This window comes from Acetobacter musti (assembly GCF_011516835.1).
Classification (GTDB): domain Bacteria; phylum Pseudomonadota; class Alphaproteobacteria; order Acetobacterales; family Acetobacteraceae; genus Acetobacter; species Acetobacter musti.
Map to the genome: position 1 here is coordinate 1 of NZ_WOTB01000058.1, position 12,469 is coordinate 12,469.

13 protein-coding genes and 3 pseudogenes are annotated in these 12,469 nt (G+C 53.5%); 8 read left to right on the forward strand and 8 right to left on the reverse strand.

Features of this window, described 5'->3' with window-relative positions:
* The first annotated feature begins 294 nt into the window (after positions 1 to 294).
* Together GOB93_RS21810 and GOB93_RS21815 are read left to right on the forward strand one after the other, a co-directional pair.
* Positions 295 to 504 (forward strand): single-stranded DNA-binding protein, encoded by a 210-nt coding sequence (locus tag GOB93_RS21810; protein ID WP_242010954.1) that lies wholly within the window; start codon positions 295 to 297, stop codon positions 502 to 504.
* Positions 470 to 709 (forward strand): single-stranded DNA-binding protein, encoded by a 240-nt coding sequence (locus tag GOB93_RS21815; protein ID WP_338422425.1) that lies wholly within the window; start codon positions 470 to 472, stop codon positions 707 to 709. The genes GOB93_RS21810 and GOB93_RS21815 overlap by 35 nt, the downstream gene beginning before the upstream one ends.
* A gap of 498 nt (positions 710 to 1,207) precedes the next feature.
* Here the strand turns inward: GOB93_RS21815 and GOB93_RS19930 are convergent, their stop codons facing one another.
* Together GOB93_RS19930 and GOB93_RS19935 are read right to left on the reverse strand one after the other, a co-directional pair.
* Positions 1,208 to 1,744 carry a hypothetical protein gene (locus GOB93_RS19930; protein ID WP_173585147.1) on the reverse strand — a complete coding sequence of 179 codons (537 nt, stop codon included), beginning with the start codon at positions 1,742 to 1,744 and terminating at the stop codon, positions 1,208 to 1,210.
* A 1-nt stretch (position 1,745) separates the two neighbouring features.
* Positions 1,746 to 2,114: a hypothetical protein gene (locus GOB93_RS19935; protein ID WP_173585148.1), complete on the reverse strand. Its 369-nt coding sequence runs from the start codon at positions 2,112 to 2,114 to the stop codon at positions 1,746 to 1,748.
* 96 nt (positions 2,115 to 2,210) lie between these two features.
* Between GOB93_RS19935 and GOB93_RS19940 the strand changes: the two genes are divergently transcribed.
* The 3 genes from GOB93_RS19940 to GOB93_RS19950 all read left to right on the forward strand — a co-directional run bounded on the left by GOB93_RS19940 (position 2,211) and on the right by GOB93_RS19950 (position 4,330).
* A complete protein-coding gene (locus GOB93_RS19940) occupies positions 2,211 to 2,561 on the forward strand; it encodes a hypothetical protein (protein WP_173585149.1) in 351 nt (116 codons plus the stop codon).
* Positions 2,562 to 2,852: 291 nt separating this feature from the next.
* Entirely contained in the window at positions 2,853 to 3,953 is a 1,101-nt protein-coding gene (locus GOB93_RS19945) for an AAA family ATPase (protein WP_173585150.1), read from the forward strand.
* Positions 3,950 to 4,330, forward strand: a complete 381-nt coding sequence (locus GOB93_RS19950) for a hypothetical protein (protein WP_173585151.1) — start codon at positions 3,950 to 3,952, stop codon at positions 4,328 to 4,330. The genes GOB93_RS19945 and GOB93_RS19950 overlap by 4 nt, the downstream gene beginning before the upstream one ends.
* Positions 4,331 to 4,646: 316 nt before the next feature.
* On the opposite strand, the gene mobQ is transcribed toward GOB93_RS19950, so the two are convergent.
* Positions 4,647 to 5,654 carry a MobQ family relaxase gene (gene mobQ / locus GOB93_RS19955; protein WP_173585152.1) on the reverse strand — a complete coding sequence of 336 codons (1,008 nt, stop codon included), beginning with the start codon at positions 5,652 to 5,654 and terminating at the stop codon, positions 4,647 to 4,649.
* 176 nt (positions 5,655 to 5,830) lie between these two features.
* On the opposite strand from mobQ, the gene GOB93_RS19960 reads away from it, so the two are divergent.
* From GOB93_RS19960 to GOB93_RS19970, 3 genes and pseudogenes are all read left to right on the forward strand, one after another.
* Positions 5,831 to 6,154: a hypothetical protein gene (locus GOB93_RS19960; RefSeq protein ID WP_173585153.1), complete on the forward strand. Its 324-nt coding sequence runs from the start codon at positions 5,831 to 5,833 to the stop codon at positions 6,152 to 6,154.
* Between the two features lie 427 nt (positions 6,155 to 6,581).
* A complete protein-coding gene (locus tag GOB93_RS19965; RefSeq protein WP_173585154.1) occupies positions 6,582 to 7,070 on the forward strand; it encodes a hypothetical protein in 489 nt (162 codons plus the stop codon).
* A 324-nt stretch (positions 7,071 to 7,394) separates the two neighbouring features.
* A pseudogene (locus GOB93_RS19970) lies at positions 7,395 to 8,118 on the forward strand (IS5 family transposase).
* Between the two features lie 464 nt (positions 8,119 to 8,582).
* Here GOB93_RS19970 and GOB93_RS19975 read toward each other — a convergent pair.
* The 5 genes and pseudogenes from GOB93_RS19975 to GOB93_RS19995 form a co-directional block, all read right to left on the reverse strand.
* A pseudogene (locus GOB93_RS19975) lies at positions 8,583 to 8,804 on the reverse strand (transposase); the annotation flags it as partial.
* Positions 8,805 to 8,917: 113 nt separating this feature from the next.
* A pseudogene (locus tag GOB93_RS19980) lies at positions 8,918 to 9,284 on the reverse strand (transposase); the annotation flags it as partial.
* A 152-nt stretch (positions 9,285 to 9,436) separates the two neighbouring features.
* Positions 9,437 to 10,261, reverse strand: coding sequence for an IS5 family transposase (locus GOB93_RS19985; RefSeq protein WP_173585155.1), 825 nt, complete (start codon positions 10,259 to 10,261; stop codon positions 9,437 to 9,439).
* Between the two features lie 47 nt (positions 10,262 to 10,308).
* Complete coding sequence (locus tag GOB93_RS19990) at positions 10,309 to 11,547, reverse strand: hypothetical protein (protein ID WP_173585156.1); 1,239 nt, start codon at positions 11,545 to 11,547, stop codon at positions 10,309 to 10,311.
* A gap of 78 nt (positions 11,548 to 11,625) precedes the next feature.
* Positions 11,626 to 12,356 (reverse strand): IS5 family transposase gene (locus GOB93_RS19995; RefSeq protein ID WP_173585157.1). Its coding sequence is split into 2 segments (ribosomal slippage): positions 11,626 to 12,056 and positions 12,056 to 12,356, totalling 732 coding nucleotides; the frame shifts between segments, so codons are not numbered across the junction.
* Between the last annotated feature and the right edge of the window lie 113 nt (positions 12,357 to 12,469).

Consider the following 12,469-nt stretch of genomic DNA (forward strand, 5'->3'; position numbering starts at 1 on the left):
GGCTTTCAGGGTGATGTGGCCGTCCAGGACAGTAATCACAGCCATGTTGAACTCCCGTTCTCTCGTCAGGAGAGTCTAGTACGCGGAATCGGGCGGTACAAGCGAAAACAGCGGGGAAAAACGCAAAAAACGGGCGTCAGAACGCTGAAATATCAAAAATCAGTAAGAAGAGGAAAGGGGATCGCCGGCACTGCCGGGTCTCTGACCTGGTGCGGTCGCGCGGAAGCGGGCATCAGGGCAGAGACCCGGCAGAGGCCGGAGAGGAACTGGAAGGAATGAAAAGGAAATCAGATCATGAGCCAGTCAGCCAATCGCATCATCCTCGTCGGCAATCTCGCTCGGGATCCGGAACTCGCCGCTCGTAAGCAGGGTGAAGGAAAGATCGCAAATATCGCTCTGGGGACAAGTGAGTCGTGGAACGCTCGCAACACGGGCGAGCGGAGAGAGGAAAAAACAGTGGCACCGTGTTGTGTGCTTCAACGACCATCTCTCGGGCGTGATTGAATGCCGCTGTCAGAAGGGCACTCTCGTCTATGTTGAGGGCCATCTGGAAACGCGGAAATGGACTGATCAGCAGGCACAGAACCGTTACAAGTCCAGGTGCTCTCTCCGCATAGGAAAGCGACATGCTCATCGAGCGTCGCCTGCTCCAGTTCCACGGGAGCATCATCGGTCTCACCGAACTCCTCGTCGAGCGTCTCGCCGGTGATGATGTCGAACATGGCGTCCGTGTTCCCCGAAACATAGCCGATTTTGACGGCCGAACCGTTCCTGAGATAGATCCAGTCCGCTGCTTCAGCGTCGGCTGGCTCATCGTCCTCGTCCACCGGGTTCGCTCGTCTGGACTGCAGTCGTCGCAGACCGATTTCCGGATCGAGTACGCGCTCTGCGAGCGCCGTATCGGTGCCGGCCGACCCGGTCAGCACAACACGCGACACCACCTGAAAACCAGGAGCAATCGGGATCGGCCCGGCCCGGATCCTCGGGCTGGCCAGACCCGGGCGAGCGACCATCCTGACTGACAGGCGTCCTGCCCGTGGTGAGACCAATGTCACCGAGCAGAAAATTCCGGGATGCGATCAGCGGCGGCAGCTTACGGAGAACTCAGTTGAATGAGGAACCGTCGGACTGTTCCGGAGGAAAATCGCAATGATCACACAGCGTCTGTCTTCACTGGCCTGCAGTCACGATGTCTGACTATTTTTGTTCACGCCAGCTCTCTTTCTGGCTGGCGAAAATTCCGGTCCCCGGCCATAAGACAAACGACGGCCGCCCAGAAACAGCGGTTACTGTCCACATAGGCACGGCATTGCAGTTCCGTGAGTGCTATCGTCATAACGAGATCGTCATCGTAATCTTCCAGCGAAAGTGCTGTCAGCTTTGCGAGAGATGCCCGCATCGCCGTCTTTGCATTAAACCCTGAAGGAGGTCTGCCCCGATTCTTCGTCATTCCTTTTGTAAGATAATGCTTTTTTTCTTTCAGAAATTTCCCGGCAATGATTGCCCATGACATCTGTGGTCCGTCTACATCTGCTTCGGCAAGCAAAGCATTGATGGCACGCAGCACGCGCTGCTCCATATGGTCCTCCAGAACGCGTTCCGCAGGGGTGACAGCGAGCCGGACGAGCTCAGCGTCGCGGTCATCTTCATGTGGCTGCTTCAGCCAGCTGGCATGGGATAGCATTTGCGCCTCCTGTGAGGGTTTTAATGGTACGGCTAAGAATGACGTTTCGACAGCATCCATCTTATAACTGGCGCCTGGACGCGCGTTTTTTACGAGACGGGGACGGTTCAGAAAGATGTAAGGCAAGAGCATCCTGAACCACTCGCCTGCGTGCAGCCCGATACTCAGGTGCTGAGCTGAGAACAATCTGCTCATCAATGCCCAGGCCCATCAGAGCTGCAAGGTTCATGGCTGCTCCGTTTAACGCTGCTGCTGCAATACGCCTCCAGTCACAACCGGCGACCCATTCGTCATCTGTCAGTGCCCCGGATGCCAGGGCCACCGCCGCGTAAAGCAGGTTAAGAGACCTGAGCGCGTCCTGATTCCTTGCGGTGATCCATGCGGGTGTTTCCGCTATGCCGGTGCTTGTTATGAGTTCTGCCTCGGTCACAAACGTATCTCCTCTGTCGTCACTGATTATTCTGCGGAAAACCGATGCAAGGGACAGAGCTGATTTAACGGGATTAGTCCGGGACGCTATTTCCGGTTGTCAGCCCCGTATGCCCTGCGGAATCATTTTCGTCAGTCGGAACGGTTTGCGCTGGCGCGATCCGCGCATGGCATGCTGGCCTTACAAGACCTTTTACGGTCGCTGGCAGCACTGGCGATTTCCGCCCGGATGATGGAAGGACCTTATCCGGATGCACACCGGACAGCTCCGAGCCCGCAGATCAGATCAGCGACGACTCTGGCGCTGTTGCTCTGTGGGACACTCGTCGTCGCGTGCAATGGCTTCTGGCCAGTCGCGATTACGACGCTGACTGTTTTCGTGACGCCCGGAAAGGGAAAGAGATCAGATTTTTCATTCCGCAAGGAAATTTCATGGATGAAATCCTGAAATACGGCAAGAGACACTACGCGAGCCCAAAATCGTACAAAAGTCACGTCCTGCGAATTTGGGGCACGATAACGGTGCATCCGTTCTCCGGCAGGTGCCAGACCCTCTTCTTTTCCGGCATCCGTCTCGCGGCAACCATCATGTTCCGGTTGCAGGCCCGGAGCCTGATTGCCAGGACTGAGCAGAACATCGTGCATATTCTCCTTCACATATATTTCTCTAAAAATCAAGTATTACGAATAAATATGTCTCTATTTATAATAATAAACAGAACCGAAATGGGGATTTTTCGTGAAAAACGAGGACATTGACGATAAACACATGCCGTTCTGGCTGAGTCATCCGGACAGCAGAAATCCACGTGATCTTGTAATGAAAAGTCTGCGGGAGGTCGGATGCGTGCGGTCTCCGTTACCCACCGCTCTGGAGGCGTGGACAACATGGACCTACCGGCTGGGAACATTGCCAGCCTCTCTGAAACGACGTGTTCTGTGGTCACACGATGAAATTGTCGTGTGGCTGTTTGTGGCGGCAGTTCTCGGACATGGCGCAGCAAAAACAGAAATAAGCCGTCGTCTTGACGAGACATCGCCTGTCGATATCGCACGCTGGATTGGAGAGAAATTCAGAATGTCCCGTTCTGATACTCACAGAACAGCTGAGGCCTGGTCAAAAAAATGTTCTTTTCTTGCGTCAGTATGGCGGGGAGAAAAAGCTGTCAGCCTTTTCACCGCCGTTGGCTCGAATGAAGAGTATTCAGGGGTAGTTCAGGATGAAACTGACACTATGGCGAAAAATCTTTCCGCGGAGGCTGAGGAGAAAGTGATCCTGGAGGAGAACAGCGGGGAGAATAAAGGCTTTATGGTTATTTCGGTTTTGACGGGATCCGGTAAAACTGATCAGGACCTTCGGGCAGAATATAAGCACATCCTTGGACGAAAACTCCCGCAACGGGCCACTCTGCCGGACCCTGTTCTGTTCATGCAGGAATTTCTGGCGATGTTTCCATGGGCGAGAGAGGTCGGCGAAAAAGTCCAGGCGCACATTATGTTAAGCGTTGCCGGTAAAGATAAACACGGTGGCGCTCTTCTTTCACCGGCCCTGCCACCTCTTTTGCTGGGCGGTCCCCCCGGAATCGGTAAGACACAGATGCTTGAGAAAATCTGTCATGCATTCGGGATTGGCTTCAGAACAGTAGCGGCGGGTGGCAGTATGGATGATTGCGGATTAGGAGGCACGGACAGAAAATGGTCGTCAAGAACGCCCTGCCTGCCTGTCGATGCGATGGCGCAGCTGAACTGCGCTGACCCCGCCATCGTGGTGGATGAGATCGATAAGGTTTCACGCGGAGGACCTCGCACGGGAATGTGCAGGCAACTTTACTGGCTATGATGCAGCCTCCTGCCTCGGGATATATTGATCCGTGCCTGAGAGTTCCGGTTTGTCTGGACGGAATTTCATTTATCGCAACCGCCAATAACCTGGCGGCTGTTGATGAAGCAACACGCAGCAGATTTGTCGTCATCCACGTCCCGAGACCTGCTCCGGAACATTTTCTGACAATCCTGAATACAGTCGTCCAGTCTGAGCGGCAGCGTCATGGACAAACCCCCGATCTGCCTGAGCAGGCCATTTTGCGAATCTTCCGGGCCTGGTATCTGGCGAAACGCGACATCCGCGTTCTTGTTAAAGCATATCGTGAGGAACTTTCGACGCTCCTGCTGCTCATGTACAGGCTCGAAGACCCGGTTCAGTCCGTTATACACTGAAGCAGATATGTAAGCTGCGACGCGAACCTGTTCTGGCCTGCCTCGCGCGGGCCGCCAGTTCTCTTGCAGGGTGTGCTTCATATTCTGTTTGTGGCGGACAAGGGCTGATCGACAATATCAGCCGTGCTCAATGTCGAAAAGTTCGTGTGATATTTGAGCGCTACCGCGCACTCTGGCTCTGCACCTGGAAGGACTTGTGGGGAGCAATGCTGTGATGATTTCACGGAAAGCGGTCGCGCGTTTCTTCTCACGCCGGTTTAAATATGCATCGGAATGTCACGCTACCTTCTTTTTCAGTCCAAAAAAGCCAGTTGTCCTACATGGCCAGTCCGTAATCGATGTCGTCCGGATTATCTTCAGCAGCCGCTTCATAATCAGGTTCCGGGTTCAGTTCCGATACTGGTTTCAGTCGGCGGCTGGGCATACACTCTTTCTGCCATGCGTCACCGCCTCGGACATGAGTGCAGGATCCCCGTTCCGCGTCTGGCGTGATTTCGTCATCCGGACCATTGTTTATCACCGGTCGTTTCAACGGCGGCAGCTGTCTGGTGTGCCGCATCAGTTCCTTTGCGTCGTAAAACGCCGTAATCGCCCTGCGACATAACGAGCGGCGCCCCAGAATGCTGGCGTGTTCACGTCCCCTGTGCGTGACGGGGACAGCACCTCCCGCGCGCCGTTCAATTCCTGTGGCAACCGGCCCGAGATGTTTTGTTGGCTCAATATCGAGGCCGCGCACGGCATAAGACCTGTGATCGATACGTTCGGGACAATTGTGCAGTCTGAGAGCGAGATTGCAGTATTCTTCCCATTGTTCGCGAATTGTCAGAATCTCCTGACGGCCAGTTTTTCTGTTGTCGAGCACGCGGGTTTTCGCTCCAAATCCACCGAACCCGATAAGGCGCGTCGTGGTAGTGATATGTGCGTGTACATTTCTGTTGTCACCACGCCTCCCGGGCGCGTGGATCGCGATCTCTGCCGCAACCTGGTATCGCTCAACGAGCCACGCCGTGAAATCGAGCGCGAGTTCTTCCTGGGCTTCCAGAGATAACTCGTGTGGCAAAGCGACCTCATATTCCCGCGCGACCGTCGAGTTTTTCCGGCTCTCTGCAGCTTCTGCCGCGTTCCACAGCTCGGATGACGTTGCAAAAACAGAGTCAGGACAGAGCAAAAACGCGGACAGAACCCCCTGTTTTCTGCGGTAATCGTATTCCTGCCCCGTTCGCTCATCGATCAGTGCGGTTGCTGTACGGTAGGCGGCGGCGGCCACAGCCGAACGCCCTTCGCTGCGCGAGATTGTTTTTACAGACAGATGATAGATGGACATACTTCCCGCCACACGCAGTTGAAGTTTGCATAAGTGCGCCCTTAACAGGGCGTCTGCTGGGGTTGCGCACGCTCGCCCGGCACTAAAATATTCGGGCGGCATGCAAAGCACTAAAAAAAACTTCTCGCTTGCAAGATTTTGAGCAGTAATCCTTCCGAGCAAAGGGAGTTACTCACATGTCGACAGGGACAGCCTCAAAATCCGCCCGTAAACCGCGTCAGACTGACGGTCTGACCCCGATGCAGCGTGCGCAGCGCGCCATGGAGAAAGCCGCAAAAATGATGGAGAACGCCAAATCTAAACAGGCATTATTCGAAAAAAAACAATTACAACGCAGGAAATTTCTGCTCGGAGAAATGATAGACGGTGTATTAAAGACCCGTCCGCAAACAGGCGATTTAATCGGGGCCCTGGCATTAAAGTTACCGGACGCTGACCAGTCGCTGTTTTCAACGGAAATCGAGTTGTATCGACGAAATAAAGAGACGAAGACCTCCTGAGAACATCAGCCTCAACAGCTTCGTAAATCAGCCATACGCGTGTCAGGGATCCACGCTAAGGATCCCGGTGGCACTGGTGGCGTCGGAGTGGGAATCAGGGGACCCGACGCCGACGTCAGAGCGTGTCGTCATTCAGGCCAGAGGATAGTATGTCCGCCCTCCTCTTTTACAGGCATCCACGACTCACTTTTTGAGATAGAAGGCGAAACGTGCAGCAGCATGGAGCGCAGGCCTTCACCTCACCGCACGGCAAACAAAGTAAAGACACAATGAGGAACTTGTTGCGATTATTCCTTGCCTACCAAATGAGAATGTTAGCTGTATAGTATCGCGTTTTTATGATGCAATCTTTGAGCGAGGGGCGAAGGAGGCATCATAGCGCCAAAGTTCTTCTCAGAGCGATTCAACTACAGCTGCAGTCCGTCGAGTGGTACAGCGTAATCAGGAAAGCCTGGGAGCCCTGGCGAAGCGTGATGGAAGCAATCCGAAGACAATCGCCAGAAGGCACGCCGGTAGATTCCCAACTGTCCTGTCAATCGGGGAAACAGGCAATCGTTGTGGCGTTCCGCCGTCATACGCTGCTGCCCTGAACAACTGCATTTCCTCGCTGCTGGCGACGATCCCGCATTCGATGCGTTTTCACCGCATCGCTGCTTTTAGTGCTATGCGTACTCAGTTGGCCAGATATGAAAGCAACAATTTCAGACGTCCGGGATTTAACCCCCGCCCGTTCGGTTATTTTCACATCGATATCACTGAATTGGAGAAGGAAAAGAACAAAGTGGTCGCAGGGAAATTGCTTTGGCGCCTGCTCGACATCATTCCCTATAAAATCCGTGCAGCATGTATGTCTACCACCACGTCTTCGATCAGGTCTCTGACGAAAACGATGTCGAGCATCGTTTGCCGCGAGTGAAAAACCCTGAACCGTCCCGCGATGGGCGCAGATCTCTTTGGACAAATTACGCCACGAAGGAGCTCTGGTCCTGAGCGGCGTAAAATTATTGTTTAGCCTCAAGCGGAGTGATGTTGCCGATCGGTTCGAGGATCACGTATTCCACGCCAACCGACGGTGCCGGGCGAAGACATTGATGGTCAACGCGACGCAGGCGAACCAGCCCCAGGTCACGAATCAGGATCCGACCAGGCTCAGGCCCAATTGAATTGATGTAGGAAATCTGATTCAGGCTCTGCGAGGAAACTGGAGATGAGTGACTTGTATTGACTGACGGACGAGCAGATGGTGCGTCCTGAACCGTTTTTCCCGAAGAGCCACGGGAAGCCTCGCGTGGATGACTGCCGCGTGCTGAGCGGGATCATCTTCGTCAACCGAAACAGCTTGTGGTGGCGCGACGCACCGAAAGAATACGGTCCGCACAAGACGCTTTACAACCACCGGAAACGTTGGGGAGCCATGGGTGTTTTCGTCCGGATGATGGACAGCCTGGCCGCCGGGAAAGCAGAACCACAGACCGTTATGATCGATGCGACTTACCTGAAAGCACCCCGCACAACGTCGAACCTGCGGGTAAAAAAGGGGATTCGGGTCGCCTGATCGGTCGCACCAAAGGCGGGATGAATACGAAGCTCCATGCCGTGACCGACCGCAATGGGAGACCTCTGAGTTTCTTCATGACCGCCGGTCGGGTCAGTGACTACACAGGGGCAGCCGCCCTTCTCGACAGTCTGCCAAAGACCCAATGGTTGCTGGCAGACCGAGGCTATGATGCCGACTGATTCCGTGAGGTTCTTCAGGCGAAAGGGATCAGGGCATGTATTCCCGGACGGAAATCCCGCGCTCGTCCCGTCAACACGACAAACGGCGATATAAACGCCGCAACCGCATCGAGATCATATTCGGCAGGCTCAGGGACTGGAGGCGTGTCGCCGCTCGCTGTGACAGATGCTCCACCGTCTTCTTCTCGGCCATCTGTCTCGCTGCAACCGTCATGTTCTGGTTATGAGTCCTGAGTCGAGTTTGGACCATCGAACGCGTATTTGTGAACAGTAATTCATGTGCTCTTTTGGAGAGACCAGAGATAGTAAATGATCCCCGACAGGGGCGGTGCTTACTGATCCCAGGCCCGGAACTCATCCTCGTTCTTTGAGCCAGATGATGAACCAAGAAATGAAGAGGACCGCGATATGAATTGCGGACATGAAGGTGCGCGCGCAGCGATCATACTGGTAGCTACCTGTTCCCGGTCTTTATGTTTTCCGGCCATGGTTTCTATGAGATGGCGCTTTTTATACAGATGCTAGAGCAATTCCGCTGAACTCTTGCTCAGTGAAATTGCTCTAACTCATTGTTTATCGAGCATCTTCACCAGTTCGAATGTGTCCATTCAAACTGGATTTGCTCTAGCTGTAAGACGGCTTTGATTTCCGGAGGCGTTTTGAACGGCCGCTCTGCTCAGTGTCAGTGCGGGAAAATCCCGTCAGAGATAGCCAGGCGGCTCCACCGGATGAAGCGATTATATAAAGTCTTCCGCGGGCCATACCCTTTCAGGGTGTTTTTCCACTGCAGGCCGTTACGGATCACGTAAACGATCCTGCTCAGAACACGACGGTCATCCACACGCGGCACACCATGTGCGAGAGGAAAATACGGCCTGATCGGCTCTATCTGAAGCTCAGACAGCAAAAACACGTCACTGACAGCAGCACGCTCAGTTCAATAAATTAACAGCTTCTGTGTCCAGGAGGGGTTCTGCTTCTTTATCGGAGCGTCCTTGCTGTACTGGCGAGGACGGACAATCGTGCTACCGACTGGCTGTCAGTCACGTCCGCGCTCGGGGAGGCTTCGCGCCCCTCAATCTCGCGCAGGCTCATGATCAGCACCGTATTCATGACCTCAAACAGTCCGGCATCACGCCAGGCGCAGAAATAGCGCCTGACGGTCGAGACCGGTGGAAAGCATTTCGGCAGCAGATGCCACGCGCACCCAGCCGAGGCCATGCAGAGTGTGGCGTTGACCATCTCGCGCATATCCGTCGTGCGGGGGCGACCGCCCCGTTTCACCGGGGGTGAACGGCGTGATCAAAGCCTACTCCCCGTCCGTCATATCCGATGAATAGCGCAATCCTTCCCGGCTATGCTCGCGCCGGGCAATACCAGTCCATGTTACCATTCACTCTATCTCTTCGCAAAGACGGATGAAGCACATCAGGCTGGTATTGTTCAAAAACTTTCGGGTAAGGCTCTGACGATACAGCACGGCTTCAGTAAACAGACGATTATCCGCATCCGCGCGATCGATGACGTTAGAGCCTGTTTGGAAATTCAGGGATGAGCGTTTCTGCGGGTGAGATTAGCGCCCATGGCGACGAGGATCATGGCCTGTGAGACATCGATGCGGCGCTCGTAGTCGCGCACGAGGCGTCGCCATCGGGTCATCCATCCGAAAGTCCGCTCCACGACCCAGCGCCGGGGGAGAACCTCAAAGCCTTTCGCTCCGTCCCGACGCCGGATCACCTCGACGACGAAGTCCAGGTAAGCAGCCTTGTCCATCAACTGGAGCCGGTCATAGGCACCGTCCGCGAACAGGTGCCTGACCCACGGCCAGCGCTTGCGGATCGCGTCCAGGATCATCTGCGCTCCGGCGCTGTCAGAGATGTCCGCCGGTGTCAGGTTGACCATCAGCAGGCGTCCGTCCGTATCCACGGCGATATGCCGCTTGCGCCCGATAATCTTCTTTCCAGCGTCGTAACCTCTTGTTTTCGCGTGCGGTGCCTTGATGCTCTGGCTGTCGATCACCCCGGCCGCCGGGCTCGCTTCACGGCCCGATCGCTCCCGGTCAGGCATCAGTTCCACGTCATGAATGGTCTGAAACAGGAACCGCCGGGCCAATTCCCTGAACCAGCCATAGACCGTGCGCCAATGCCCGAAATGGATCGGCAGCATCCGCCAGCCGCAGCCGGATCGAACCAGATAGCGCACCGCGTTGATCACCTCGCGGAATTCGACCTCACGCGGACGTCCCGTGCGTCCTGGTTCGGGCATCAGCGGTGCGATGCGCTCCCATTCCTCGTCCGTCATGTCAGACGGATAACGCTTTGTCTGGCGGATAATCCGGGCCATGCGGCCTCTCTGCTCTGGCGTCCACATCCAGAGCTTGAATCACACTTCAGCGACTTTCCAAACAGGCTCTTATCTCAAGGCGATCTATATTCACGTCGAAATAATAATTGTCTTTCAGAGTTTCTTTTAGACAGTCGGGCAGCCTGTTTTGCGCGGATTCGAATAATATTCAGTCCGCGAACCCCCAGCGGCGTTGTGGGATTATTTGTGAGTCCCAGTACTATAGAGCATGTTTCAAAAACGTCGGAGAATCTTGGTTGTGGCAGAGTGCGGCCAATTACCACGTTTTCCTTTCTTGTATTATTTTTTGGCTTAATTTTTGATGTTTTATTGAAATTAATATTATTACGTCTTTTATGCTTCACACGATATAACGTTGGACTTTTTCCTATCTGATTTCCACAATTTATTGTTTCGCTATTTTCTATGAGTTTTTTTCTGAATTTGGCAAATGTTCCATAGCAACGGACCAGAGATTTACGAAATGTTTCTGCATATATCCATGCTAATTCAAGAGGAATTAGTTCGTCAATTCCAAGATAATCTCGCTCCTTCTCACTCTGTTGAACTCCACACTTTCCAGTGCTCAGTTTCATAACATATCTTGCTACGGCCTGAGCAGATCGTAATGGACCACAGTCACGCCAATAGCTTCCCACGCGTTGGCGTGACCACTTTAAAAACACTCTCCACTTTTGTGGAGAGACACGTCGTTCCATACGGTAGACAATATTGGCATGTAAATGCACGCCATCCTGTGCGCATATGTTACTTTTACGAAATGTCATTTCTTCAGATCGCAATAATACCTCTACGCCAAATTTAGCACGTGCCTCGCTGGACCACCTCGCAATATTTTTGATAAAACGCTTACGAATTCTATCAAGATCCGAAAACCAAGGCACGCGATCTCCACTGGTAATTACCGCGTAGCGATAGTAGTTTCTTGATGGGACGCTGTTTAAAAAATAGGTTAATTGGCGTATAAGTTTTGATTTATGAGACTGAGAAAATTCGGGCAATAAGTGAATCCGTCTGTAAGTAGAAATCCGCTCGACGCCACCGGTTACTTCGCCGATTATAAATATATCACGTGATGCTGTGCGTGCAGGTATGCCAGCTATCTCGAGCTGGTTGGCAATTTTTTCGGTCGCCGCCCGGATGTATTCGCGTTCTCGCGGATAATATTTGCTCGATGGATAAGATATACCGCACCGTCTGTTAATAACACTTTCTGCTGTAATGGATCGTTTAGCGCAAAGCATATCACATTTCTCGCTGCAATGTATTAATGTAAAATTAATACGTTGCATGTCGATGCGAGATTAACGCACACGTAACATAGTGTAATAAACATTAATGTTTTGCAACTGTAGCGCTAGACTCAGGCCTCATTCTTTGAGCCAGAAGATGAAGCTTGCTGCGATGTGGATTGCGGACATGAATGTATGAGCGCAGCGGTCGTATCTGGTCGCGACACGTCGCCAGTCTTTCAGCTTTGCGAACATGTTTTCGATGAGGTGACGCTTTTTATACAGATTCCAGTCATAAGGTGGCTTTGATTTCCGGTTCTTCTTTGGCGGGATACAGGCGGTGATGTTGCGTTCTGCGAGCGACTGCCTGATTTTATTGCTGTCGTATCCCCGGTCTCCGAGAACTTCTTCTGTCTCGTCGGGGAGATTTGCCAGCAGCACATCTGCGCCTTTGAAGTCGCTGACCTGTCCTGCCGTCAGATAAAGTCGAACCGGTCGTCCCTGACCATCACAGACGGCATGCAGTTTTGAGTTCAGACCGCCTTTTGTCCGTCCGATATGGCGGGGAAAAGCCCCTTTTTGAGCAGGGACGCCGATGTCCGGTGCGCCTTGAGATGTGTTGCATCGATCATCAGGCGCTTTGAACGGCCAGCCTGTTCTGTCAGGGCGACAAATATCCTGTCAAAGACACCCAGGCGGCTCCACCGGATGAAGCGATTATACAAAGTCCTGTGCGGACCATACGCTTTCGGAGCGTCTTTCCACTGAAGACCGTTGCGGATCACATAAACGATCCCGCTCAGAACACGCCGGTCATCCACACGTGGCACTCCGTGCGCCAGCGGGCAAAACGGCTCAATCCGCTCCATCTGAGGCCATCGTGTGGATGGTACGCTAAACAACGTTTGGCATGAACAATAAAGGAACGATCAGGCGGCACGAGCCTGTTTCGACAGATTGAGCGTCTTGCGGCCCGCAGAAG